Source organism: Heliomarina sp. (assembly GCF_052826185.1).
The window spans coordinates 245,295-271,088 of sequence record NZ_JBRBUI010000053.1 but is presented as its reverse complement, the minus strand read 5'-3'; the positions used below and the strand labels follow the sequence as shown (position 1 = coordinate 271,088).

At 59.8% G+C, this 25,794-nt stretch carries 23 protein-coding genes; 13 read left to right on the top strand and 10 right to left on the bottom strand.

The annotated features are described in order from the left end of the window. Positions 1-184 precede the first annotated feature (184 nt). The 8 genes from ACU0FH_RS17930 (at position 185) to ACU0FH_RS17895 (ending at position 7,983) form a co-directional block, all read left to right on the top strand. On the top strand, positions 185-1,117 hold the full coding sequence (locus ACU0FH_RS17930; RefSeq protein WP_446196067.1) for a CARDB domain-containing protein: 933 nt from the start codon (positions 185-187) through the stop codon (positions 1,115-1,117). Between the two features lie 5 nt (positions 1,118-1,122). Continuing rightward, positions 1,123-2,271 (top strand): hypothetical protein, encoded by a 1,149-nt coding sequence (locus ACU0FH_RS17925; RefSeq protein ID WP_446196066.1) that lies wholly within the window; start codon positions 1,123-1,125, stop codon positions 2,269-2,271. Further along, complete coding sequence (locus tag ACU0FH_RS17920; RefSeq protein WP_446196064.1) at positions 2,271-4,349, top strand: matrixin family metalloprotease; 2,079 nt, start codon at positions 2,271-2,273, stop codon at positions 4,347-4,349. The genes ACU0FH_RS17925 and ACU0FH_RS17920 overlap by 1 nt, the downstream gene beginning before the upstream one ends. A 270-nt stretch (positions 4,350-4,619) precedes the next feature. After that, positions 4,620-4,958, top strand: coding sequence for a hypothetical protein (locus ACU0FH_RS17915; RefSeq protein ID WP_446196063.1), 339 nt, complete (start codon positions 4,620-4,622; stop codon positions 4,956-4,958). A gap of 15 nt (positions 4,959-4,973) precedes the next feature. Beyond that, entirely contained in the window at positions 4,974-5,996 is a 1,023-nt protein-coding gene (locus tag ACU0FH_RS17910; protein ID WP_446196061.1) for an ATP-dependent nuclease, read from the top strand. Between the two features lie 2 nt (positions 5,997-5,998). Next, positions 5,999-6,298 (top strand): UvrD-helicase domain-containing protein, encoded by a 300-nt coding sequence (locus ACU0FH_RS17905; protein ID WP_446196060.1) that lies wholly within the window; start codon positions 5,999-6,001, stop codon positions 6,296-6,298. Positions 6,299-6,346: 48 nt separating this feature from the next. Next, positions 6,347-7,363 (top strand): UvrD-helicase domain-containing protein, encoded by a 1,017-nt coding sequence (locus tag ACU0FH_RS17900; protein WP_446196058.1) that lies wholly within the window; start codon positions 6,347-6,349, stop codon positions 7,361-7,363. Between the two features lie 287 nt (positions 7,364-7,650). Further along, positions 7,651-7,983, top strand: coding sequence for a hypothetical protein (locus tag ACU0FH_RS17895; protein ID WP_446196057.1), 333 nt, complete (start codon positions 7,651-7,653; stop codon positions 7,981-7,983). A 551-nt stretch (positions 7,984-8,534) separates the two neighbouring features. Here ACU0FH_RS17895 and gyrB read toward each other — a convergent pair. The 7 genes from gyrB to mutM form a co-directional block, all read right to left on the bottom strand. Next, entirely contained in the window at positions 8,535-10,952 is a 2,418-nt protein-coding gene (gyrB, locus tag ACU0FH_RS17890; protein WP_446196056.1) for a DNA topoisomerase (ATP-hydrolyzing) subunit B, read from the bottom strand. Positions 10,953-11,171: 219 nt separating this feature from the next. Then, positions 11,172-12,284 carry a DNA replication/repair protein RecF gene (recF, locus tag ACU0FH_RS17885; protein ID WP_446196055.1) on the bottom strand — a complete coding sequence of 371 codons (1,113 nt, stop codon included), beginning with the start codon at positions 12,282-12,284 and terminating at the stop codon, positions 11,172-11,174. 49 nt (positions 12,285-12,333) lie between these two features. Further along, positions 12,334-13,452, bottom strand: coding sequence for a DNA polymerase III subunit beta (gene dnaN / locus ACU0FH_RS17880; protein ID WP_238373231.1), 1,119 nt, complete (start codon positions 13,450-13,452; stop codon positions 12,334-12,336). Between the two features lie 235 nt (positions 13,453-13,687). Continuing rightward, complete coding sequence (gene dnaA, locus ACU0FH_RS17875) at positions 13,688-15,082, bottom strand: chromosomal replication initiator protein DnaA (RefSeq protein WP_446196054.1); 1,395 nt, start codon at positions 15,080-15,082, stop codon at positions 13,688-13,690. A 568-nt stretch (positions 15,083-15,650) separates the two neighbouring features. After that, positions 15,651-15,914 (bottom strand): 30S ribosomal protein S20, encoded by a 264-nt coding sequence (rpsT, locus tag ACU0FH_RS17870; protein WP_446196053.1) that lies wholly within the window; start codon positions 15,912-15,914, stop codon positions 15,651-15,653. A gap of 211 nt (positions 15,915-16,125) precedes the next feature. Beyond that, complete coding sequence (locus ACU0FH_RS17865) at positions 16,126-16,902, bottom strand: enoyl-CoA hydratase (protein ID WP_446196112.1); 777 nt, start codon at positions 16,900-16,902, stop codon at positions 16,126-16,128. Positions 16,903-16,965: 63 nt separating this feature from the next. After that, the gene (mutM, locus tag ACU0FH_RS17860) at positions 16,966-17,817 is read right to left on the bottom strand and encodes a bifunctional DNA-formamidopyrimidine glycosylase/DNA-(apurinic or apyrimidinic site) lyase (RefSeq protein WP_446196051.1); all 852 of its coding nucleotides are present in this window, start codon (positions 17,815-17,817) and stop codon (positions 16,966-16,968) included. Positions 17,818-17,903: 86 nt separating this feature from the next. On the opposite strand from mutM, the gene ubiE reads away from it, so the two are divergent. The 3 genes from ubiE (at position 17,904) to ACU0FH_RS17845 (ending at position 21,056) form a co-directional block, all read left to right on the top strand. Beyond that, positions 17,904-18,656 carry a bifunctional demethylmenaquinone methyltransferase/2-methoxy-6-polyprenyl-1,4-benzoquinol methylase UbiE gene (gene ubiE, locus ACU0FH_RS17855; protein ID WP_446196049.1) on the top strand — a complete coding sequence of 251 codons (753 nt, stop codon included), beginning with the start codon at positions 17,904-17,906 and terminating at the stop codon, positions 18,654-18,656. 28 nt (positions 18,657-18,684) lie between these two features. Continuing rightward, on the top strand, positions 18,685-20,217 hold the full coding sequence (ubiB, locus tag ACU0FH_RS17850) for a 2-polyprenylphenol 6-hydroxylase (protein WP_446196047.1): 1,533 nt from the start codon (positions 18,685-18,687) through the stop codon (positions 20,215-20,217). 230 nt (positions 20,218-20,447) lie between these two features. After that, on the top strand, positions 20,448-21,056 hold the full coding sequence (locus ACU0FH_RS17845; RefSeq protein WP_446196046.1) for a class I SAM-dependent DNA methyltransferase: 609 nt from the start codon (positions 20,448-20,450) through the stop codon (positions 21,054-21,056). Positions 21,057-21,228: 172 nt separating this feature from the next. On the opposite strand, the gene ACU0FH_RS17840 is transcribed toward ACU0FH_RS17845, so the two are convergent. Next, positions 21,229-22,134, bottom strand: a complete 906-nt coding sequence (locus ACU0FH_RS17840) for a LysR family transcriptional regulator (protein WP_088635609.1) — start codon at positions 22,132-22,134, stop codon at positions 21,229-21,231. Between the two features lie 194 nt (positions 22,135-22,328). Further along, entirely contained in the window at positions 22,329-23,006 is a 678-nt protein-coding gene (locus tag ACU0FH_RS17835; RefSeq protein ID WP_446196043.1) for an ArsR/SmtB family transcription factor, read from the bottom strand. Between the two features lie 72 nt (positions 23,007-23,078). Here ACU0FH_RS17835 and ACU0FH_RS17830 point away from each other — a divergent pair, with 72 nt between their 5' ends. Further along, the gene (locus ACU0FH_RS17830; RefSeq protein ID WP_238373222.1) at positions 23,079-23,402 is read left to right on the top strand and encodes an NIPSNAP family protein; all 324 of its coding nucleotides are present in this window, start codon (positions 23,079-23,081) and stop codon (positions 23,400-23,402) included. Then, positions 23,399-23,749: an antibiotic biosynthesis monooxygenase family protein gene (locus tag ACU0FH_RS17825; RefSeq protein WP_446196041.1), complete on the top strand. Its 351-nt coding sequence runs from the start codon at positions 23,399-23,401 to the stop codon at positions 23,747-23,749. Before ACU0FH_RS17830 ends, ACU0FH_RS17825 begins: the two co-directional genes overlap by 4 nt. Here the strand turns inward: ACU0FH_RS17825 and ACU0FH_RS17820 are convergent. After that, positions 23,744-25,771, bottom strand: a complete 2,028-nt coding sequence (locus ACU0FH_RS17820; protein WP_446196040.1) for an FAD-dependent oxidoreductase — start codon at positions 25,769-25,771, stop codon at positions 23,744-23,746. The two genes, ACU0FH_RS17825 and ACU0FH_RS17820, sit on opposite strands and share 6 nt — an antisense overlap. Between the last annotated feature and the right edge of the window lie 23 nt (positions 25,772-25,794).

Genomic DNA, 25,794 nt, shown 5'->3' with positions numbered 1-25,794 from the left:
CGCAACAGACTGGAATAAACTCTCGACCGTAATCAGGTTGTCATAATGCCGATGGCCGAATCGTCGGATTCTTGTTAAAGTTGTTAAGTGTAGTAGCATGGATTTCCCGATTCAATCGGGCCTCTAAGATTGCGTACTTTTTCCGATTTTTACTTATCCGGGCTACTGCAGACCGGAGGTCGCAATGAATTGCATCTTACGCGCATGCGTGATCGGGCTTTTGATACCGATACTGACGCAATCCCTAACGGCGCAGGAGGCTTCTGAGCGGAAAAACCAGTATGCGGCCAAGGTTGTCTGCGGCACCCAGCCCGATCCGAAGAACCTGCAATTCGTCCAGGGCGTATATGCCAGCGTCGTAAACATCCTGAACACGGAAGATGTCCGACAAAGTTTAGATATTTCCGTAGCCTTGACCCATCCTCCAGTGCCCCCGGCGCCTGGCGAAAACGTCGAAATTACAACACTGGAACTTGAGCCGGGCGAAGCGGTTGCGCTTGACTGTATGGATATCGAGGCATTGGGTTTTCCGTTTGGGTTGCCTGACGATTATATCGATGGCTTCGCGGTGATCGCATCTACAGGTCACCTTGGAGTCCAGGCTGTCTATACGGCGGCGCCGTTGATGAAGGATGGTTGCTGCAAGACATGGCTCGGCCCTGTCGCCAGTATCGACGTTGAGCAGATCCCTCCGGCAATGGCACCGTCGGGACCCGGTCACACCCCTGATCTTCTGCCTGAATCGCCGGAACTTGAGGCCGATCCACTGGGCGCTCCTGGAACCGGGTATTGCGGCCCAGTGTCGCCCGACGGTGGCCCACCGAGCGCGGTGGCCGAGATCGTCAACAAAGGTAACTCTGCCGCGAGTGCCTCGGTCGCGCAGTTCGACTTCGGAGCGTTCGGCCAAACGCAAGTGCCCGTTCCGACACTTGAACCCGGCGAACGACAGCCCATCAGCGTAGAAATTCCCGCACAATGTTTCGGTAGCGGGCGCGGCGATGGGCGCAACAATACATGCCCCTTCGATGTGATCGCTGACGTGAACAGCGAAGTGGATGAAAGCCTTGAAACCAATAACACTCGCCGCGGCCATTGCCTGCGCGCCCAGCCGGGTTGACGGGCATGGCTCAGTATCCCCTTCTCCTTGTAATTGCCGCAGTTACCGCGGCAGGCGGATATGCCACCGCCCAGGAACGGAAGCCCTCGCAGCCGGTCTATCGCTACCTGCACGAGGCCAAAGTAGTGTGTGGCCAAATCGGTATGCAGCGCGTCGGCCCGCTTCCCCAAGGGCATTACTCGACGGCGATCAATCTCTACAATCCACACAGCGCGGCAACCACCTTGGATTTTGATCTGCGTCTTGCAAATCCGCCAGGACAGTTACAGGCGGGCGATGTGGTTGCGCTCGAGCCTATCGAATTGCCATCCGGAGATGCTATTTCGGTCGATTGCCGAACTTTGAAAGCGCAAGCCTTTTCCTATGGGTATCCTTCCGGCTTCATCGACGGAATGCTCAGTGCGGCTGGGCTTCAGCCGCTTGTCGTGACCGCCGTTTACACCTCGGCCGCGCCGGGCGAACACCATGGCCACCAGCGCCTGACATCGCTTGATGTGGAGAATATTTCCGCGCGCGCCGTCGAGGTGTGGCCACCAGACGCTAATTGGCCAGAGGACGGCACAGAAGAGACATTCTGCGACACGTTGCGCCGTACAAGCGCTGTCATTACCGGGACCGTGGTGTCTCAGAGCTATACCTTTGATGAGGCTCCCGAAGAAGGCCCGCGCGAAGTCTCACGTATCGAGGATGTAGGGGTAGTGGCTGGCTCCGGCGCGGTTGTGGGCGGACCCGTCGAAATCCGCCTGAGGCGTGGGTTTCTCCCCGATGGGCGCTTCGTCGATACATCGGAAATGCCCGTCCTGACGGAGGGCGCGCGCTATTTATTCCTGCTTCCCAATCATGGGTGGGTTCACGAAGCGGTCTCCCTCGACGATGTGCTTAGAATTGTGGATTTGAACGGCACAGAAGTCCTGGTGGATCAGCATGGCTTCGCTGTCACCAATACAGAAGGTGGACGCAGCGTCGAACCTGTAAGCGAGCCGGAGTTTTTGTTCCGGAGTCCTCAGCTTACCGGAAATCCGCCGCCAGGTAATGCGCTGTCGCCCGAAGAATTCGGCATGGAGATCGACGAGGTTGATTGCCCCGATCCGGTTCTTACCGGTCCATTCACGGCCTATCCACTGGTCCCGGCAAGAATACGAGGGATGGAGTAATGTTCCGGGCCTTTACGCTTGCCGCCAGCCTCTTGATCGCATCGCCGGCGCTGGCCTTCACCGTTCAAGAGAACTGGGTCGGGAACCAGGTTCGCTGGGAAGATAGTGACCTGCCGGTAGAATGGCAGCTCGATTCCGGCAACGTTCCAGGTGGCAGCGGACGGATGACCGCCATCAACCAGGCTATCGACGCCTGGAACCGCACCGGCGGACTCCGCCTGCTTTTCACCACCGATCCCGGGACGGAAAACGATAATGTCATGACAGAAGGCGACGGCAAGAGCGAAGTCCTTTTCACCACTCGAAATGCAATCGACGGTGCTGCCGGGCGAGAGTTTACAACCCATAACTGTGCGGGCTGTCGGCGTATCGTGGAATCCGATGTAGCCATCGCCAATGATATCGGGGGCAATCCGTCACCCCCAACGTCACAATTCACCGGCTGCACAGCCCAAGCGGTTCTGATCCACGAATTCGGGCATACGATTGGTCTGGACCATGAATCTAATCGCCTTTCGATGATGCAGCCGATATGCAACGACACACCTCGCGTACGCGGCGCAGATGGCGGGCATATCGTATTGCCGGATGATCAGCAGGGCGCGCGACAGCAATATGCAGGGAATGGCGACGAGACTAACCTTATCGCCATTTCGCAATATCTTCTTCGCGAACTGCCTCAATTATACCGTGATCGCTACATATTTCTTGAACAGGCGGGGATCATCAATCCCAACGCAGGCAATCAGCGACTTGTTAATTTCGGGCTCAATGGCACGCGGCGCGCCTTTAACCCGGACATTCTCGAATGTGCAGCCTTCGGTCCGCTCGACCCGACCTGCGAAGGAAGGTTCTACGATGTCGCCGGGCCGGAACCGCGAGCGCTTCGTCTCTGCCCAGGCGACAGTTTTGACGTACCTTTCACTGTTGCCAATCGCGCCAACAGCGCAGGCACAGAAAAGGCGCATAGCATTGGCTTCTATTTGACCGACGGCACAGATCCGCCCTTCGATCCGACTGCGCAATTTTCAGCCGCGCATGATTTGGCTGGAGCCATCCTCGATAATGAGATCGAGTTTGACAGTACCGGCAGCTTCAATGCGACCGGCGTCCAGCGCCTGACACTTAGCAACGACCCGGATTGCGCACCCGAAGGACAATACCGATTGTGGCACGGCGTTGATATCTGCCATGAGCACCTGGAAGGAAACGGAACTGTCGCCGCGGGCGGCATTCTCGAAGACGACAATTTTGCGCTGACCGGGTTCTTCGTGAACATCGTCGATGCGGGCGCGGGGCAATGCCAAGGTGCGTCCATCCCGGCCAGTGATGGCATCTGTCCCACCGCCGAAATCCGCAAGACCTGCGATGCGCCTCCGCTCGACCCTCCGGATGGCGAACCACAACCACCCGATGATTGCGTGGCCGGAAGCGAGGATTGCGTCTGCCAGGTTACCTTCGGATCACTTGGCTCTGAAAGTGCGCACCCAGACGGCGATCACTCGATCAACGAGTTTTGCCCCGATGACGGCAATATCGAACGGACTTGCGTATCTCAGGGTTCATTTGGATTGTGCCGCACCTGCGGCAACTTCGGTGATCGCCATGTTGGGTGCTCATGCACATCCGATGATGAGTGTGGCGCAGATTTAACCTGCTTCGGCGACGAAACACAGAATGGTATGGGGACCGGCACCTGTCAGCCGGAAGAGCCACCCTCTTGGGTATGCCAGGCCGATTGCCAGGTGCTGTTCAACGATGAATCCGCCTATTGCGCCAACAATCACCCGTCCGGCACCGCGCTCTGCGTTCCCGGCGTCTGCAATGAGCCTGAAGTATTCGCGTGCTGGACCGAAGGCGAATTGCTGGACATAGATGACCAGCCTACGTTCGGGCCGGTCTGTCGCGTCGCGCCAGATGACTCACCGCTCTCCGTCTCATGCCAATCAGAATGCGGACCAGGCGCGGACCTGGATAATCCTGCGATAGACGTGTCCTGCCAGGATATTGGTTATCCAGATAATTTTGTCTGCGATCTTCAAGTGGCAGGTGGCGCTTGCCGCCCCAGTCTGCCCTGAGTGACAAAATGCGCTGGACCTGAGTATGCACTCGCCAAAGCCAGTTACGGCAGGTGCAGTCCGTTCTTACGAAACTCCATCCTGATCTTATCCGCACGCTAATCTACACCCCATGCGGTATAGCTGTCTAAAGCCAAGAGCCGCTCAGGGGAAACACGCGCTATGTAGGGTGGTTCGTCCCTAAAGGTACTCACATGAGGAAAGCCCTCGGCGTCCGGAAGCGTTCCGGCTTCAGACCAATCGCCGGTCGACACAGGTGGACCAGCGACATTGTTCGATACGCTCAACGCTGCCGACAAGGCAGTCGTTGGCAATGCCGCAATCGGCAGCATCCAGTCTCAAGTCAATGCCGACTTCCTCGAAAAACTGCCGTTCGCCGATGATCCGCTCGTGGCGACGCTCGATCTGGGCGCAAAAGGATCGTTCGACCAAGTGCTCGAGCGGCTCGAACTCTATCTTAGCCCAAAGAATGGCGGCGAGCGAGTGCCGCGAGGCCTTGGCTACAATAACTTGCTGTTCATGGCGGCTGAACTGCTCCTGCTTCAATCACATCCTGAACAGGTTCCGCTCCTCCTGATCGAGGAACCAGAGGCGCACCTCCACCCATAGCATCAGACTTTGTTCATGGACGTCCTCTCTGGACGTGCCACTGAAGCCACGTCCGACGATGCACCACAGCAAGTCCAGGTTCTGCTCACGACACATAGTCCGCAGCTCGCAGCTGGAGCCGCGCTCGAGGCGATGACGATGGTAGTTGAACATCGGACGTTCCCGCTCGGCAAAGAGCACACCCGGCTTGATGCTGACGACTATGACTTTCTGCGCCGTTTTCTTGATGCGACCAAAGCCAATCTATTCTTCGCCCGAGCGCTGATCGTCGTGGAAGGCGACGGGGAGAACCTTCTGTTGCCGGCAATCGCGGAAAAGGTCGGAAGGCCGCTTCGCAGCCACGGCGTCTCTATCGTCAATGTTGGGCATCGAGGGTTGTTCCGCTACAGTCGCATTCTTCAACGCAAGGACGGTGATGCTATCCCAATACCGGTTGCGCCAATCCCCGATCGCGACATTCCTCCCAAGGAGGCGAAATGGCTGGTCGGCGAGCGTAAAACGGAAGATGAACTTGGGGCCAGCGAGATCGACAAGCGAATAAAAACTCTGCGGCGCGACACCGGCGATCCGGTCGAAGCGTTCATAGCCGGCAACTGGACGCTCGAATTTGACCTCGCACTTCAGCCCGGCCTCGCCGCCGATGTTCACCAAGCGGTCCAGCTGGCTCAAACCACAAGTCGCAATCCGGTCCGGCTGAGGAAGATCGGCGAACGAGCAAAGAAGGCCTACGCTGACTGGTTAGAGGAAGGAAAAACCGCAGTCGAGATCGCAGCGCTGATCTATCAACCCGTTTTCAATAAAAAGGCATCAAAGGCCGAGGTCGCAGAGCAACTCGCCGCAATCCTGCGTGCTCGTAGTGAGACGCCCGAAGTGATGCGCACATTGCTACCGTCCTATCTTGTGAACGCGATCGACTACGTCACAGGAGCATATGTTCCCGGCGCGCCTGAATTCGCGACGAATGGCAATGATGAGCCAGATGAGGAGGAAACCGACACCGAGGAGATACCAAGTAGTGTCGCCACGGACCCGGCTTAATCATGTTCGAGATATTGCGCGCCACCCCTGAACTCCTCGCCGAACTCGGTGCCGAGATCGGCGGCTGCGATTTCACCGATCCCAACCAGAAGGCGTTCCTTGAGAACACCAATGCGTGCGATGTCCAAGCGGCGCCTGGTAACGGCAAGACGACTTTGCTCACTGCCAAGCTCGCTCAATTGTCGCGTAGCTCGAATGAGCTGCGCAGCGGTGTTTGCGTCATCTCACATACCAATGCCGCGCGATCCGAAGTGGAAAGCCAAATCTCCAATCATCCGACTGCGGCGAGTTTGATGGCCTAGCCGCACTTCACCGGGACGGTGACGGGGTTCATAAACCAGTGTCTCGCCTTGCTCTATCTTCGCGGGCTTGGCTGGACCATACGCCAGATCGACGATGATGTTTTTGCTGCCGAAGCACTGCGACTCTACCCCTATTTCTGGGCACTGAAGGCCCACGCCGGCCGCGCTCAGATGACAGTCGAGCGGTGGGTTTCGGAACTTACACTTGATGTCGACTCTGCGGACTGGGCCGGCGAGCCCGAAAGCCTCGCCGTGAAGCATCGCAAGGGTCAGCACCGCCCCAAAACCAACTGCGGCAGGGCACTCGCCAAGCTCAAGGCAGGGATGGTCAAATCTGGGCTCTACCGTTACGCCGACATGACGGTGCTCGCGCAACGAGCACTTGAAAGCACACCCGGGCTCGCCGAACGTATTCGAGCCCGCTTTCCGCTTGTCATACTTGATGAGGCACAAGACACCAATGGGGACCAGCTTCGGTTGCTTGAGGGTCTGTTCAAACACGATGACTGTGCGTTTCAGCGTCTGGGCGACAGCAACCAGACGCTCTATGAAGATGACGGAGTGGCACCCGAATACTGGTCGCCCGGCAAGGGCTCGCTCCCTCTTAATGACAGCCGCCGATTTGGAAATGAAATAGCCAATTTCGCCAGCCGTTTAACCGTCCGATCTTCCCAGACAATAACAGGCGTAGCCCATCGCCGATCGACACGTGTCCTGATCCTTTTCGATGAGAACACAATCGGTGATGTTCTTGGTGCGTTCGCCGACGACGCGCAAGCGCATTGGGGCGACGACAGCGCGGAACGGGAAATTTGGGCCGTCGCCTCGCGCCATTCCACTCATGGAAAAACGAAGGGTGAATGGCGGCCCATCAGTCTCGGCGACTATTATCCTGCATATCGAAGCGAGAATGGATCGCGGAAGGATGCCAATCGGTTCTGCCGTCAAATGCAAAGAGCCGCCTTGCAGCACGCAGCAGGACTGCCCCCGCGTGATGTCGCCGAGACTCTTACGACGGGGCTTGCCGGGCTTGCCCGGGCTCACACCTGGAATGCTCCAAACTGACGGGCGGTGGGTGCCCACAATCTCTGGATCACACTTTCCGAACGAAATCCCAGCCTACCGCGCCACGTCAAGCGGATCGTTTACGACCATATCCTTTAGGCGATGCGGCATGGGATCAGGAAGCGTGGGACGAATTCGTAGATGCACTTTTGCCTCTGTTCGCTCCTTTGCCCTCAGGCGCCGAGGAGACCGTTTCCGACTATTCCTCGTTCATCGAGGCGGTGAAGCCCAACCTCGCGGTCCCCGAATACAGTTCGACAAAGCATTTTCAGCAGGGTGAAGTGAGGTTGAACCTCGGCTCGATTCATTCGGTCAAAGGAAAGAGCGTAGATGGTATCCTTGTCGTCGAGAGCGAGGTCTGGGAAGGGTCAAGCAAAGACCAGAATTGCATGGACTTGACCACGGTTCTGCCGCACGCGTTCGGGATCGTAGATGAGAAGTTCACCGGGGCGGCATTAACCGCCGCCACCAATGTATTTGTCGGCGTGACTCGGGCAAGAGAACTGCTCGGGCTTGCGATGCGAAAATCAACGGCAGAGCAGGTTGTTGACGCCGCAAAGGCACAAGGATGGAAGGTCGTCGACCTGGTTGCCGCCGCTGGCTTTGCTGCGGATGATTAGTTTCCGCGCTCGAGCGATCCGTTTGCCTACCCCGCTACTGACTACCAACGAAAAGCATTTTCCGGGCTGCTGTTGACTTACCCGCATGATCGCCAATGACTTATCCGCCGTAATCGCTGAGTCGATCATTGGGGATGTCCCAACAAAACAGTTCGGCGTTCTGATGCATTGTAGGAAGTCTTGCGCCCGACAAGCGGCCCACGGACACACCTTGGTTGCCCGGAGGAAAGCAAGCGACCTGCGGGTTCATTGGCGCCGGGTCCGTTTCAAAGGGTCACGCAGCGGCGACCAGCCTCGTGCAATGGCCGTATCGCACGGCGTTACTGGCCGCTGGCTTGTCGGAGAGTGCTGGAGTCGCGCAGGTTTTTCCTGCCGCCTTTTCGGGGAGTATGCGGTTTTGGATTTCGCCCATGCAACGAAAAAAGCGGGGGAAATCGGTGGAAAATATCGGGATACCGTCGGGATCCCGTTTTTTCCGACCGCGCAGACTATTGGGCGAAATGCGCAAACTTATGGGGACCGCGCAATGTTATGCGCGATCCTACAGCCGTTCAGAAATCGAGGTTTTCGACGTTCAGCGCGTTCTGCTGGATGAACTCTCGGCGGGGTTCGACGACATCGCCCATGAGCTTGGTAAAGAGATCGTCGGCCTCGACCATGTCATCCACCTTGACCTGCAGCAGGGTGCGGGCGTCCGGGTCGAGCGTGGTTTCCCAGAGCTGGTCCGGGTTCATTTCGCCAAGACCCTTGTAGCGTTGCAGCGACAGACCCTTGGCACCTTCGTCGAGAATGGCCTGCAAAAGGCCAAGCGGGCCGTAGATCACCTGGTTACGGTCGCGGCGTTCCAGCGTGGCCGGGGCGCCATAGATGTCTTGCAGGCTTTGGGTAAAGCTGCCGGTCTTGCGCGCCTCGCCAGAGCGCAGCATCGGACCATCGAGCGTGCGGACCTCTTCAACACCGCGCAGGATGCGGGCCAGACGGATGCCGTGGTCCTGCGTGATACGCCCCTGCCAGCCGCGTTCGTATTCGGCGGCGATCACGTCGAGCCGTTTTGCCACCTTGTCGGCGACGGCCTGAAGGTCGGCGTCCACGGCGCCGGGCACAAATGCCCCGGCAATGGCCGCCTGTTCAAGGATGTGACGGGGGTAATGGGTCGGGAAGGCTTCGAGGACCCGGCGGAGCTGGCGTGCCTCGTCGATGACGCGGACCAGATCCTGCCCTGTGATTTCCTCGCCCGAGCCGAGCCGCAGAACCGCGTTCTCGACGCCCTGCTGGATCAGGTAGTCGTCCATCGCGGCCTGATCCTTGAGGTAGACCTCGGACTTGCCACGGCTCACCTTGTAGAGCGGCGGCTGCGCGATATAGAGATAGCCGCCTTCGATGAGTTCCGGCATCTGCCGGTAGAAGAAAGTGAGCAGCAGCGTCCGGATGTGTGCGCCATCCACGTCGGCGTCGGTCATGATGACGATCTTGTGGTAGCGCAGCTTGTCGATGTTGAATTCATCGCGCCCGATCCCGGTGCCAAGCGCCATGACGAGGTTGCCGATTTCCTGGCTGCCGAGCATCCGGTCGAACCGGGCCCGTTCCACATTGAGGATCTTACCCTTGAGCGGCAGGATCGCCTGCGTGCCCCGGTCACGTCCGGTCTGCGCCGAGCCGCCGGCGCTGTCACCCTCGACAAGGAAGATTTCGGTCTTGGCCGGGTCTTTTTCCGAACAGTCCTTGAGCTTGCCGGCAAGGAAGTTCACGTCCATCGCAGTCTTGCGCCGGGTCAACTCGCGCGCCTTGCGGGCAGCTTCGCGGGCCAGCGCGGCCTCGATGATCTTGCCGACGATGATCTTTGCCTCGTTCGGATTTTCCTCGAACCACTCGGAAAGCTTTTCGTTGACCAGACCTTCGACGGCGGGACGGACCTCGGAGGAGACCAGCTTGTCCTTGGTCTGTGAGGAGAATTTCGGGTCGGGCACCTTGACCGAAAGCACGCAGGTCAGACCCTCGCGCGCGTCATCGCCGGTAAAGGAGACCTTTTCCTTTTTCGCAATGCCGCTGGACTGCGCATAGGCGTTGATCGTGCGGGTCAGGGCGCCGCGGAAACCGGCCATATGGGTGCCGCCATCGCGCTGCGGGATGTTGTTGGTAAAAGGCAGGACCGTCTCGTGGTAGCTGTCGTTCCACCACATCGCGACTTCGACGCCGATGTCGTCTTTTTCGCCGGTGATAAAGATCGGCTCGCTCATCACGGTGGATTTCGACCGGTCGAGATATTTGACGAATTCCCGCACGCCGCCTTCGTAGAAGAGCTCCGAGCGGAGCGGTTCCACGGGACGCTCGTCGACCAGGATGATGCGGACGCCCGAGTTGAGGAAGGCAAGTTCGCGCAGGCGTTTTTCCAGCGTCTCGAAGGAATATTCGAGGTTCGAGAAGGTGTCGGTCGAGGCGAGGAAGCGAACCTCGGTCCCGGTCATGCCCTCTGCGTCGCCGACGACCTCGAGATGCTTGACCGTGTCACCGCGTTCGAACCGGGCCACGTGCTCCTTCCCGTCGCGCCAGATGCGCAGTTCCAGCCAGTCGGAAAGCGCGTTCACGACCGAGACACCCACCCCGTGCAGACCGCCGGACACCTTGTAGGAGTTCTGGTCGAATTTGCCGCCCGCATGCAGCTGGGTCATGATGACCTCGGCGGCGGAAACGCCTTCTTCCTCGTGGATGCCGACGGGGATTCCGCGTCCGTTATCCATTACTGAAACGCTGGAATCCGCATGGATTGTGACGGTCACCGCGTCCGCATGTCCGGCCAGTGCCTCGTCGATGCCGTTGTCGACGACTTCGTACACCATGTGGTGCAGACCCGAGCCATCGTCCGTGTCGCCGATATACATGCCGGGCCGTTTGCGGACAGCTTCTAAGCCTTTGAGAACCTTGATGGAATCAGCGCCATATTCTTCCGGTGCGCGGTCGGTCTCGGACATCCGAAAATCCTTTTGTCATTTTGCGATTTTATACCGGGTTCTGGGGGGATTGTCACGGGCTGACCACAATATTTGGTGTATCTCATGACGTCACTGCGCGCCCTTCCAGAGAGTCGATTCAGGTGCGGTCGTCGCGTGATGGGGGCTCTGCCCCCGATGCCCGTTCCGGGCATCTCCCCCGGGATATTTTCTGACCCAAAGAAAGACCAAACGAGCGCTTTAGGCTGGGTCCTGCAGCGAGACGCCGGTGGTTTCCGAGACATGCAGGTGTTGCGCCCGCGATCCGAGTTCGGCGAAGAGTTCAGCGCCGGTGCCGGTCATCCAAGCCTGGGTCCGCAGCGCGCATATCTCATCGTAGAGTGCGGCGCGGCGATCGGCATCGAGATGGGCGGCGATTTCGTCGAGAAGCAGGATGGGCGGCGCGCCGATCTGTCGCGACAGGGCGCGCCCGTTGGCGAGGATGAGCGACACCAGCAGCGCCTTTTGTTCGCCGGTCGAGCAGTCCTTTGCCTCGATCCCTTTTTCGGCATAGACGGCGTGAAGATCGGTTCTGTGAGGTCCGACCAGTGTCCGGCCGGCGGCCATGTCACGGAACCGGCTTTCGGCGATGGCCTCGGCAAGATCCGTGGCGCTTTTGGGCATGCTGCCTTCGGATTGGGTGAGGTCGAGCGCCGCAGCCGGAAAACGCGTGGTGCCATCCTGTTGCGCGGCTTCGAGTTTCAAAAGGGTGTCAAGGCGGTTGCGATGGATGAGTGCGCCCGCCTCGGCCATCTGCCGTTCAAGGGCCATGTACCAATGGGGATCGCGGACCATGTCCTTGAGCAGCCGGTTGCGTTCCCGCATGGCCTTTTCGTAGTCAAGAACGATCTGGGCGTGGCCGGGATCAAAGCTCAGCACGGCCCGGTCGAGAAACCGCCTGCGACCTTCCGCGCCTTCGATCCACAGACGATCCATGGACGGGATAAGCCACAGGACCCGGACTATCTGGCCAAGGGCGACCTGGCTTGCCTGTTTGTCGTCTATTCTGACCTGCCGCGCAGCCCCGTTTTCCGACCATGTCCTGATCTCGTGGGCGGTGCCGCCGGAGAGCACATCGGCCGTCAACTGCCATCCGATTGGATCGGGACGCCGGGCCATATCGCTTGCGCTGGCGCGGCGCAGCCCACGACCAGGGGAAAGCATCGACAATGCCTCAAGGATATTCGTTTTCCCGGCCCCGTTTGCCCCGAAAATCGCGACCGGGCGTTCATCGACGCGGATCCTGGCGATCTTGTGGGACCGGAAGTGCGACAGGGTCAGGGAGGTTACTGCCAGTGGCTTTTCGGGCGCCATCCGTCCCCCTTCTTTGGGTCTTAAAATATCCCCGCCGGAGGCAAAAGTTTTAGACGCGCATCGGCATGACGACGTAGACCGCGCTCTGATCGGTTCCTTCGCGCATCAGCGTCGGATCACCTGCCGAGTTGAACATGAAAACGGCGTTCTCACGGTCGACCTGGCTCGCGATTTCCAGCAGGTATTTCGCGTTGAAGCCGATCTCGAGCCGTTCGTCGGAATAGGCGACGGCAAGCTCTTCCTCGGCGGCGCCGCTGTCGGGGGCGTTCACCGACAGGATCAGACGGTCTTCTTCCAGCTGCAGCTTTACCGCGCGGGAGCGTTCAGAGGACACGGTGGCGACGCGGTCGACGGCCTTGGCAAAATCAGCCGCGTCGACTTCGAGCCGACGGGTGTTTCCCTGCGGGATGACGCGCGTGTAATCAGGGAATGTTCCGTCGATGACCTTGGAGGTCAGCGTGATGTCGGGTGTCGCAAACCGGACCTTGGTTTCCGAAACCGAGACTGCGATTTCCATGTCGTCCTCGTCGAGCAGCTTGCGCAGCTCGCCCACGGTTTTGCGGGGAACAATTACGCCGGGCATCTGTTCGGCGCCTGCGGGAAGCGGGGCGTCGATACGGGCAAGGCGGTGGCCATCGGTCGCGACGCAGCGCAGCGCCTTTCCGTCTTCGCCATCGGCCACATGCATGTAGACACCGTTCAGGTAGTAACGGGTCTCTTCGGTCGAAATGGCGAATTTCGACTTGTCGAACAGGCGGCGCAGCACCTCGGCCTTGGCGGAAAAGTTCGACTCGTATTCCGAGGTCGCCATGACCGGGAAATCTTCTTTCGGCAAGGTGGCCAGCGAAAAGTTCGACCGGCCCGCTTCGACCGTCAGACGGCCTGCGGCGGTATCGGCATTCAGGCTGACAAGGGCGCCGTCGGGCAGCTTGCGCACGATTTCATGCAGGGTCGTCGCGGCCACGGTGGTCGCCCCGGCGCGTTCGACCTGTGCAACGGCCTTGTCCACCACTTCGATATCGAGGTCGGTGGCGCGGAAATAGACAGAGTCACCCTCGGCTTCGATCAGCACGTTGGCGAGAATCGGAATGGTGTTACGGCGCTCGACAACCGATTGCGCCTGAGACACGGCCTTGAGCAATGTGCCACGTTCGATGCTGAATTTCATGTCCTTCGATCCTCTGCAAAGGCCGGGAAGGGCAAGTTAGCGGTTTGGCCCCCCGGCACAAGGCCTTTCCTGAGTTTGTCTGTTTTAAAGGAAAGGGCGTCAAGGGGGGCAGCGATGCGATTGCGGCGAGTATGGCCAAATCGCAAACATTCTGCGGCGTTACCGCGAATTTGCCCGCCCGGACGCGTGTTTATGGTCTTGTGCATATGCCCCGGCGCGGGCCGGGGCCTGCAAATCAAGCCTCGAGCGCGCGGCGCAGCATTTCAACGTCTTCGGCGATCTGACCGTCGGACGCCTTGAGCTCTTCGATGCGACGCACGCCATGCATGACGGTGGTGTGGTCGCGACCGCCAAAACGGCGGCCGATCTCCGGCAGTGAGCGGCTGGTCAGCTGCTTGCAGAGGTACATCGCCACCTGGCGCGGGCGTGCGTAGGAGCGCAGGCGTTTTGGGCCGATAATGTCGGACAGGCGGATGTTGTAATATTCCGAGACCTTGCGCTGGATTTCCTCGACGGTGATCTTGCGTTCCGAGGCGCGCAAAACATCGGCGAGACAGTCCTGCGTCAGCTCCATATCGATCTCGCGGCCAACGAGCGAAGCGAAGGCAAAGAGGCGGGTCAGCGCGCCTTCGAGCACACGCACGTTGGTCGAGATGCGATGGGCAAGGAATTCCAGCACACCATCGGTAACTTCCAGTCCGGGGTAGGTCTTTTTGTAATTGTCGAGTTTCGACTGGAGGATGCCGAGGCGCAGCTCGTAATCGGTTGGATGCAGATCGACGACGAGGCCGCATTGCAGGCGCGACTGGACGCGGTCTTCGAGATCCTTGATTTCACCCGGGGCACGGTCGGCCGAAATGATGATCTGCTTGTTCTGGTCGACCAGCGCGTTGAAGGTATGGAAGAATTCTTCCTGCGTGCTGTCCTTGCCGGCGATGAACTGCACGTCATCGACCATCAGAACGTCGACCGAGCGGAACATGTGTTTGAAATCCATCATCTTGCGTTCGCGCAGGGCCTGGACAAAGCGGTACATGAACTGTTCGGCCGATAGGTATAGCACGTTCAGCTCGGGCTGACGGGTCCGTAGTTCCCAGGCGATGGCATGCATGAGGTGCGTTTTACCAAGGCCGACACCGCCGTATAGAACCAGCGGGTTGAAGGTGACGGGACCGCCTTCGCTGACGCGACGTGCTGCGGCATGGGCCAGTTCGTTCGGCTTGCCGACGACGAAGTTGTCAAAGGTGAAACGGGCGTCCAGCGGCGCGGCGCCGAATTCGGGAGCCTGATCGTCCGAGACGGGCGCGGCCGCGGACGGGGCCGACGGCGCGACGGCAGGGTCGACGGGTTTGGCGCGCTGCTCGGGCGCCGTACGGCGCTTGGGCGAATTTGCCGGAACCTGGAACTGGATGCGCTGAACGTCCTCCCCACAGGAGTTCAGCTCGTACAGGATAAGGTCGGAAAAGTTCTGGCCAACGTAGTTGCCCATGAAGTTCGTCGGCACATGAAAGACGGCAACGCCATCGTTCACATCCGAAAATTCAAGCGGTTCGATCCATGTTGTATAGTTGTTCTGACCGACCGTCTTGAGCAGCTTTTGTCTGAGTTGTCCCCATTCTTCTTGTCTCATCTTTGCCTCATGCATCCCAAATTTCGAGGCCATTCGACCTCTTATCTCTTGTTGACCGGCGCAGAAACCGGCGGGACTCATGCACAAGAGGGGACACCGCTGACAAAAGCATGACAGCGCGTCGTCGTCGTATTGCGGCAATGACAACAAGCAAACCGAACCCGTCCGCCCAACACTAGACGGGTCATAACCGGTGCAATCATCGACGCACTATTTTACACGACAGGGTCACAATAACGATGGGCAGCCATCGTTCATGACACACTGAGAAAGCCGGATGAAATCCGACAATTCAGTTGAGTCTCCGGCGTTTTGACCCGTTGCAGACTGGGCCTTGGTCCGGAAACAACCTGTCCCCCCAAGCATATGAATCGCTCGCTTAGTGGTAGCAATTCTGACGGCAGACCGGCAACGAAACTATGTTATTGACTCACTCTTTTCTCGGCAGAGAATCTCTTGGCCCCATGGAAACCGGCGGAAGCCGTCCGGAACCAAAAAAGGCGCTGCCGACGGCAACGCCTTATAGTCATTAATATTTCACAAAAACTTGAGCGGTTGATCGCTCAACTCAGCTGAGAGCTTTCACGCGGCTCGAAAGACGGGACATCTTCCGGGCGGCTGTGTTTTTGTGCAACACACCCTTGGTGACGCCGCGCATCAGCTCTGGCTGGGCGTCGCGAAGGGCAGCAATTGCCGCATCTTTGTTACCGGAAGCGATCGCTTCCTCAACTTTACGAAGGTAAGTGCGAATCCGCGAACGACGGGCTTTGTTAACGGTAAAGCGCGATTCGTTCTGACGGGCGCGTTTCTTGGACTGCGGTGTATTGGCCATGTCGGCTCCCTCACATCGGGACGGTTGAAATCAAAAGCGCAAAACGTCCCGACACCGGGTTTTCATCGACCGGTCGAATCCTGCCAGAGCGGGCATCACGCGCATGTATCGGCGGCGTATAGGTCAGTTTTACGGGAAAGGAAAGCCATTTTCGCGAAGATCGCGGCGCAGGCCGGGCGGATGCCGGGGGCGGCGATGCGCCCCCGGTCGATTACTTGTCGCGGAACTGCGGTTGCCGCTTTTCAAGGAAGGCACCCATACCTTCCTTTTGATCTTCGGTCGCGAACATCGAGTGGAACAGGCGGCGTTCGAACAGGATGCCTTCGCGCAGGGTGGTCTCGTAGGACCGGTTTACCGCTTCCTTGGCGGCAAGGATGCTCGGCAGCGATTTCTCCGCGATCTTGTCGGCGGCGGACATCGCCTCTTCCATCAGTTTCTTGGCGGGCACGACCCGGCTTACGAGGTTCGCGCGTTCCGCTTCCTCGGCCGTCATGAAACGCCCGGTGAGGTTCATATCCATCGACTTTGACTTGCCGACATAGCGCGTAAGACGCTGGGTGCCGCCGATCCCGGCGATAACCCCGAGGTTGATTTCCGGCTGGCCAAACTTGGCAGTGTCGGCGGCGATGATGAAATCGCAGGCCATCGCCAGTTCACATCCGCCCCCAAGCGCATAACCGGCGACGGCGGCGATGATGGGCTTGCGGATCGCGAGAATTCGGTCGCTGGTATCGGCGAACAGGTTCTCGCTGTAGACATCCGCATAGCTCTTTTCGGACATCTCCTTGATATCCGCCCCGGCAGCAAACGCCTTTTCCGAGCCGGTTATGACGATGCAGCGCACCTTATCATTGCCATCGGCCTCTTCCAGTGCATCGCATAGTTCGCCCAGCAGCTGGGTATTCAGCGCATTCAGGGCGTCCGGGCGATTGAGGCGTATTTGGCAGATGTGGTCTTCTGTAGCGACGGTAATCGTCTCAAAGGCCATGAATCTTGCTTTCATTGTTCCGTTGTGAAACCGAGCCTTACCATTTGAAGCAATCACTTCAAGCTATCTTTGGCATTGCGCACAGAAGAACGACGATCTTCCCGATTGCACGATTCGCTGCACATTTGAGCGACAATCGGGGGTGCGGCAGGGCTGGCCCTCGCGTCCGTAGACGTCAAAGGAATGCTGAAAATATCCAAGTTCTCCATCGGCTTGGCGGAAGTCGCGCAACGAGGAACCGCCTGCCTGAATGGCATCCGTAAGCACCTGCCGGATGATCGGAACAAGCGCGCCGACACGGGCGGCCGAAATTTTACCGGCTTTTCGGCGGGGTGAAATTCCGGCACGGAAAAGCGCCTCGCAGACATAGATATTGCCAAGTCCCGCCACGATGCGCTGATCGAGCAAGGCCGATTTGACCGGGGTGTTGCGCCCGTGAAACGCCTTGATCAGATGCGCTTCGTGGAAATCGTTGCCCAGCGGTTCGGGCCCGAGCACGGCGAGCAGCTTGTGGGAATCGGCGCTGGCGGTGTCCATCAGATCCATCGCGCCAAAGCGGCGCGGGTCGTTGAAGGTAATGCGCGCGCCATTGTCCATATGCAGCACCACATGGTCGTGTTTTTCCGGCATCGGGTGTTCATGCACGAACCGGCCCAGCGGATCGCCCGACACCATCATCCGACCCGACATGCCCAAGTGCACCAATAGCGTCTCGCCCGAACTGAGGTCGGCAAGGATGTATTTCGACCGCCGCCGAAGCCGTTCGACGCGTTTGCCCGATAGCCGCACCGCCATATCCGGCGGGAACGGCCAGCGCAGGTCCGGCCGGTTGACCTCGGCGCGGGCGATGATTTCGCCCTCCATCACGGGGGCAAGGCCGCGACGGACTGTCTCTACCTCTGGCAATTCGGGCATGGTGCTCTTTCTTCTGGCAAGGGGGCGCATTGTGCCGCCCGGCAACGCCCTATAACAAGGGCCAAACTTTAGCGGCGGCAAGACCCATGACAGACGAAACCGACAAAACCACCCATTTCGGACGCGAGACCATCCCCGAGGGCGACAAGGCCGGGCGGGTGCAGGGCGTCTTCAACTCGGTCGCCAGCAAATACGACATCATGAACGACGTGATGAGCGTTGGCATCCACCGGGTCTGGAAAGATGCGATGATGGACTGGCTCGCTCCGCGCCCCGGCCAGCGGCTGCTCGACGTGGCGGGTGGTACGGGCGATATATCCTTCCGCTTTCTCAAGCGGGCCGGACATGGGCATGCCACGGTGCTTGACCTGACCGAGCCGATGCTGGTGGAGGGGCGCAAGCGCGCCGAGGCCGCGAGCATGGCGGACAGCCTTGACTGGGTGGTGGGCGACGCGATGGCGCTGCCCTTCGAGAACAATACCTTTGATGTTTACACGATCAGCTTCGGCATCCGGAACGTGACCCGCCCGCAGGAGGCGCTGAACGAGGCGTTCCGCGTGTTGAAACCGGGTGGACGGCTGATGGTGCTGGAATTCAGCCAATTGCCGAACGACGGGCTGCAAAAGCTCTATGACCTCTACAGTTTCAACGTCATTCCGCGCATGGGTCAGATGATCGCCGGCGATCGTGACAGCTATCAGTATCTCGTCGAATCGATCCGCAACTTTCCCGATCAGGAGACTTTCCTGTCGATGGTCCGGTTGGCGGGATTTGAACAGGCGAAATACCGGAATCTCAGCATGGGAATCGCGGCGCTGCATTCAGGGTGGAAGATCTGATGGGGCTGGCTGAGCTGGTGGCTGCCTGATGCGCGGTCCGCATAATATCATCCGCCTGATCCGTACCGGCGCCACGATGGAGCGTACCGGCGCGATGGGCGTAATCCTCGATGCCTATGACGCGCCACCCATGTTGCGCGTTGCTGCGCGCACGCTGGGCAAACCTTTCATGTGGCTGGGCTACAAGGGCGACCCGTCGATGCCGCCCGCGACCCGCGCGCTGACCGCGCTGGGCCCGGCCTATATCAAGTTCGGCCAGATCCTGTCGACGCGGCCCGATCTGGTGGGCAATGACCTTGCGGTGCAGCTGCGCGTCCTGCAGGACAAGTTGCCTCCCTTTGAGATGGCCGAATCCCGTGCCCAGATCGAAAGCGAGCTGGGCATGTCGGTCGACGAGATCTTTTCCGAGTTCTCCGAACCTATCGCCGCAGCCTCGATCGCGCAGGTGCATCAGGCACGGCTGGCGGACACGGGCGAGAAGGTCGCGGTCAAGGTGCTGCGCCCGAATATCGAGCGTGCCTTTCGCAAGGATGTGGACGCGTTCTATTTCGCGGCGCGCATGGTCGAGTTGTTCGCGCCGGGCGCGCGGCGGCTGCGCCCGATGGAGGTGGTCGAGCATTTCGACGGCGTCGTGCGGGGCGAACTTGACCTGCGGCTCGAAAGCGCGGCAGCTTCGGAATACGCGGCCAATACCAAGGACGACCCGGGCTTTCAGCTTCCCTCGATCAAGTGGAATTTCTCAAGCCGTCGGGTGATGACGCTGGGCTGGGCGGAAGGGGTGCCGCTTGGCGACAATGACGCGCTGGATGCGGCCGGGCATGACCGGCGCGATCTGGGCGAACGGCTGCTGCGGCTGTTCCTGCTGCACGCCCTGCGCGACGGGTTCTTTCACGGCGACATGCATCAGGGGAACCTCAAGGTCGCACCCAATGGCGATATCATCACCTATGATTTCGGCATCATGGGCCATATCGATGAATACACCCGCCGGGTCTATGCCGAGATCCTGTTCGGTTTCATCCGGCGCGATTACAAGCGTGTGGCCGAGGTGCATTTCGAAGCGGGTTACGTGCCCGCCGATCAGGATGTCGATGAATTCGCCCGTGCTCTGCGTGCAGTGGGCGAGCCGATTTTTGGCATGGATGCCTCGCATATCTCGATGGGGCGGTTGCTGACCTATCTCTTCGAGGTGACCGAGCGGTTCGGCATGGAAACCCGGACCGAGCTGATCTTGCTGCAGCGCACGATGGTGGTGGTCGAGGGCGTGGCGCGCTCGCTGAACCCGAATATCAACATCTGGGAAGTCGCGCGGCCGGTGGTCGAGGATTACATCAAGGATTCCATTGGCCCGAAAGCGGTGTTGTCGGACCTTGGCAAGGCGGCGCTGGTGCTGGCGCGGTTCGGTCCGCGCCTGCCGGGACTGGTGCAGAACGCGCTTATTGCACAGGCGGAACCGCCAGCGCCCGAACGCAAGCTGAGCCGCAGGATGCTGGGCTTGGTGGCCGTCTGTGCCGCTGTCGGTGGTGCGGCCCTCGCGGTTCTGCTGGAGCACCTGTTCTAGGGGGGTCATCCAGAGGCCAAGCGGTTTGATGTCCCGGAAAGAATAGAGCGTGTCCTCAAACCGCGTTGGTGAACTATGCCGTTTATACCGGACCCTTTGGGTGAAGGTCGAGTTTGAGCCCATGGGGACGTTTGGCGTCGATAAAGCGGGACGTGGCTCTGCCGAAAGTGTATGGCGACAGGGGCTTCCGGACGTTTCCGCGGAGAAGCCGGCAAACAGGCTAAGACACTATGACCAAACCCGCAGACAGCATCATTGGCATGTATCGTCGACATGGCAAGACCTGGGCCGAGGCGCGCGGCACCAAGTTGACGGAGGGCATTTGGCTCGATCGGTTTATCCCCATGGTACGGCCGGATGCAGCGGTACTTGATATTGGGTGTGGATCCGGCGAGCCGATCGCCCGACACGTCCGCGGTCACGGCCATGCCGTGACCGGTGTGGATGCATCGCCGGAAATGCTCGCGCTGTTTGGGGCAAACCTTCCGGGTGAGACGGCTGAACTGGCCGACATGCGTTTGTTGAATTTGGGCAGGACATTCGGCGGACTGATTGCCTGGGATAGCTTCTTTCATTTGACGCCTGAAGATCAGCGTTTGATGTTCCCTGTCTTTCGCCGCCATGCCGCACCGGAAGCCCCGTTACTATTCACCAGCGGTCCCGCTTTCGGCGAAGCGATTGGCACACTCGAGGGAAAGCCACTCTACCACGCGAGCTTGTACCCAGATGAATATCGCCAGCTTCTCAATGAGAACGGCTTCGATGTCGTGGCCTTCGTGGCAGAGGATCCCGCCTGTACCGGGCATAGCGTCTGGCTTGCGCGTCGTCTGGCTTCCTAACCTTGCCTTACGCTCTCCCCAGACGGGCGGTCCGATACGCGAATATCTTTGCAAAGGTCCGCTTCGTCCGCATACCCGACCAACAAATTTCGCGGGCACCCCCAAAGAAAAAACCCCCGCGCGGAGGGGGCGCGGGGGAGTTTGGTTGCCAAGGGAAGCAACGAGAGTTGGGTTACCAGTCCGAGGGACCTTTTTCTGCAAAGGCGTTGACCAGAAAGTCGATAAAGGCGCGAACCTTGGGCTGGGTGAACCGGCCCGGCGGGTAAACGGCATAGATGCCTTGCGTCTCGACCGGAAGGCTGGGCATCGCGTATTCGACCAGCCCTTTTTCCATCGCGTCGGCAAAGAGAAAGCTGGGCAGGAAGGCGATGCCAAGGCCCGAGATCGCGGCGTTGAGCAGCGACTGGCCGTCGTTCACACTTAGCCAGCCGGCGGTGCGGACCTGACGCTTTTCACCCGAGGGGGCGGTCAGTTTCCAGACGTTGCCGCTCGACTGGTTGGAATAATGCAGCAGCTTGTGTTCGTTCAGGTCGTCGATCTTCTGCGGATAGCCGTATTTCTGGAAATAGGCGGGCGAGGCGATCATCGCCTTGGTGGTTTCCGTCAGCTTGCGCGCACGCAAAGTGCTGTCTTCCAGCTCACCGATCCGCACGGCCATGTCGAAACCTTCGGAAATCAGTTCGACATACCGGTTGTTCAGCACCATGTTGACGGTGATTTCGGGGAAATCCGACAGGAATTCGCTGAGCACCGGCGAGAGATGATTGACGCCGAAATCCGTCGCAACCGAAATGCGCAGCAGACCCGAGGGGGCCGATTGCATCGAGGTGACCAGCGCATCCGCTTCGCCTGCATCGTTCAATACGCGGCGGGCACGGTCGTAATAGGCAAGGCCGATCTCGGTCGGGCTGACGCGGCGGGTGGTCCGGTTCAGCAGGCGTGCGCCCAGCCGTGCCTCAAGGCTCGAAACGTGCTTGGAAACGGCTGATTTGGAGATGCCCATTTTCTTGGCCGCATCCGTGAAGCCGCCCTGATCTACCACATTGGCGAAGGCTTCCATTTCGGTGAGACGGTCCATCGACTATTCCTTGGTGATTTCTATCGTTCTGGAAACAGTCTATCGCCATCAATCTTGGCAAGAACGCGGCACGTCTGAGATAATATCGCGGTTTTGTGTGGATCGTTCATGGCATGGAAACAGGGAAATCTCCCTTTAATGTTATGTTTTAATTGAATTTTAAACGCTTTCGTCAGCGGTTCAAGAGGCGTGTGTCAGCCCAGAATCCTGTCAAACTCTTTTTCGCCGCGTCTGGAAACGCGGAGGATTCGGCTGTCGGGGACACGGGCGACCCAGCCGAGGTCTTCGAACCGGGACAAGAGCGCGCGCCCGAGCCGTCCGGCCAGATGCGACTGGCGCATCGACCAGTCGAGGCATTCGCGGCAAAGAGGCGCGCGGCTGGGCGGCAGCGCGTCGGGGTCTAGGCCAAGTTCGCGCACGAAATCATACCCCTCAGGTGTCAGGTCCAGACCGGAATGGCTGGTCCGGAAGGCGCCGCGATCCTGCATCGCGCGGTAAAGCCGAACGCCCATTTCCCCGGCCATGTGGTTGTAGCAGACACGCGCGGTGCGCAGTTCCTGATCTTTCGGGCCGGTCCGCGTGCGCAATTGACCTTGCGTGGCGGCAAGGCCCATCAGACCTTCAAGCGCCCGGGCGACCTCATCCCCGGAGAGGGTGAAATAGCGGTGCCGTCCCTGCTGGCGACGCGCGATCAGTGAGCCGTCTTCCAGCTTGCGCAGGTGCGAACTTGCCGTCTGGGCTGTGACCCCGGCCTCATGCGCGAGTTCGCTCGCGGTCAGCGCCTTGCCCGACATCAGCGCGGTCAGGATATTGGCGCGGGCCGGATCGCCGATCAGCGCGGCGAGAGTCGCGATATTGGGACCGTCTTTCATGCTTCGACGCTAATCGAAGCATTGCGGACAATCCAGATGCTAGTCAGCGGCAAGCAAGGAAAGGAAACCACTATGCTGACATGTATCATCCGCTACCAGATCGATCCGGTGAAAAAGGCGCAGTTCGAAGAATATGCGCGCAACTGGGGGCAGGCGATTCCGCGCTGCGGTGCCGATCTTGTCGGCTATTATGCCCCGCATGAGGGGTCATCGACGCTGGCCTATGGCATCTATAACGTCAAAAGCCTGTCTGATTACGAAGCCTACCGCGCCCGGCTGGCCGCCGATCCGCTGGGGCGCGAAAATTACGAATTCGCGCAGCGCGAGCGGTTTTTGCTGCGCGAGGACCGGACATGGTTGAAACTGGCCTCGGCCCCACACGGAGACCCTGCATGATCGCCATCATTTTCGAAGTCGAACCCGCCGAGGGCCGCAAGGAGGAATACCTTGATATCGCCGCGAGCATGCGCCCGCTGGTCGAGCAGATCGACGGGTTTATCTCGGTCGAGCGGTTCCAGAGCCTGACCACCCCGGGCAAGCTATTGTCGATTTCGTTCTTTCGCGACGAAGAGGCGGTACAGGAATGGCGCAGCCTGACCCGGCATCGGGCCGCCCAATCCCGCGGGCGCAAGGGCGTGTTCTCGGACTACCGGCTGCGGGTGGCCCATGTGATCCGCGACTACGGGATGTTCGACCGGGAACAAGCGCCGCAAGACAGTCTTGCGGCGCATGACGAGCTATAGCGCGGCGGCGAGCCGTGTGCCCTGATTGATGGCGCGTTTCGCGTCAAGTTCGGCGGCCACATCGGCGCCGCCGATCACATGCACCTTGGTGCCTTGCGATTCCAGCGCGTCGGCAAGGCTGCGTTCCGACACCTGACCAGAGCAGAGCACGATGGTATCGACCTCGATCACGGTCGGGTTTTCGCGCGCCTCGCCAAAGCTGACGTGTAGCCCGCTCGCGTCGATCTTTTCATAGTTCACGCCGCCGACGAAATTCACGTCCTTCATTTTTAGCGCGGCGCGGTGAATCCAGCCGGTTGTCTTGCCTAGTCCCTTGCCGTGCTTGGTCTTCTTGCGTTGCAGCAGGGTGATTTCGCGCGCCGGTTCCTCGGGCTGGGGGCCTTCGGGGGCAAGGCCGCTGCGATGCTCGGCCGGGTCGGTGACGCCCCATTCCTTCATCCACAGCGGCAGGTCCACGGTCGGGCTGGTGCCTTCATGGGCGAGGAATTCGGACACGTCGAAACCGATGCCGCCCGCGCCGATCACCGCGACCTTGTGGCCGACCTTGGCCTTGCCGCGCAGCACGTCGATGTAGTTCACGACGTTCGGCCCGTCCTGACCGGGAATTTCCGGATCGCGGGGCAGCACGCCGGTGGCGATCACCACCTCGTCGAAACCGCCCAACATTTCGGGCGTGGCGGTTGTGTTCAGCTTTACCTCGATCCCGAGGTCGGTGACCATTGCGCGATACCAGTCGACGAGGCCCCAGAATTCTTCCTTGCCGGGGATCTGCTTGGCCATGTTGAGCTGGCCGCCGATCTCGTCCGACTGTTCGAAAAGCGTGACCTTGTGGCCCCGTTCGGCGGCGGTGATCGCGGTCGACAGGCCCGCCGGACCGCTGCCCACGACGGCAAGCGTCTTGATGTCGGTGGCCGGTTCGATCGGCAGTTCGGTTTCATGACATGCGCGCGGGTTCACAAGGCATGAGGTCAGCTTGCCTCCGAATGTGTGATCGAGGCAGGCCTGATTGCAGGCGATGCAGGGGGCGATATGGCTGGCCTCGCCGCGCGCCGCCTTGGCCACGAAATAGGCGTCCGCCAGCATCGGGCGGGCAAGGGAGACCATGTCGGCGCAGCCGGTGGAGAGCACTTCTTCGGCAACTTCGGGCGTGTTGATCCGGTTCGAGGTGATGACCGGGATGCTGACCTTGCCCATCAGTTTCTTTGTGACCCATGCAAAGGCCGCGCGGGGTACGCTGGTGGCAATGGTGGGAATGCGTGCCTCGTGCCAGCCGATGCCGGTGTTGATGATGGTTGCCCCGGCCTTTTCGATTTCCTGCGCCAGCTGAACCACTTCGTCGAATGTCGATCCGTCGGGGACGAGGTCGATCATGGAAAGCCGGTAGATGATGATGAAATCGGTGCCTGTCGCCTCGCGGGTGCGGCGCACGACCTCAACTGGCAGGCGCATCCGGTTTTCGTAAGACCCGCCCCAGCGGTCGGTGCGCTTGTTGGTGTGGGTGACGAGGAACTGGTTGATGAAATAGCCCTCGCTGCCCATGATCTCGACCCCGTCGTACCCGGCCAGTTTGGCCTTGCGGGCGGCCTCGACAATATCGGCGATCTGCGTTTCGATCCCCTCCTCGTCCAGCTCGTTCGGGGGAAAGGGCGAGATCGGGGATTTCACAGCGCTGGGGGCGACGCATTTGGGGCCAAAGGCATAGCGCCCGGCGTGGAGGATCTGCATCGCGATCTTGCCGCCGGCCTCATGCACGCGGTCGGTGACGATGTTGTGGTTTTCAATATCCGTCTCGCTGACCATCATCGCGGCGCCGGGCGCCACCGAGCCTTCGGGATTTGGGCCAATGCCGCCGGTCACCATCAGTGCCACGTCGCCACGGGCGCGCTCGGCATAGAACTCGGCCACGCGGTTCCAGTCGCCGGTTTCCTCAAGCCCCGTATGCATGGAGCCCATCAGCACCCGGTTCTTGAGCGTCGTGAACCCAAGGTCGAGCGGTTTCAGTAGGTTCGGATAGGTGGCCATTGCGTGCTCCCTGTCTGCATGTC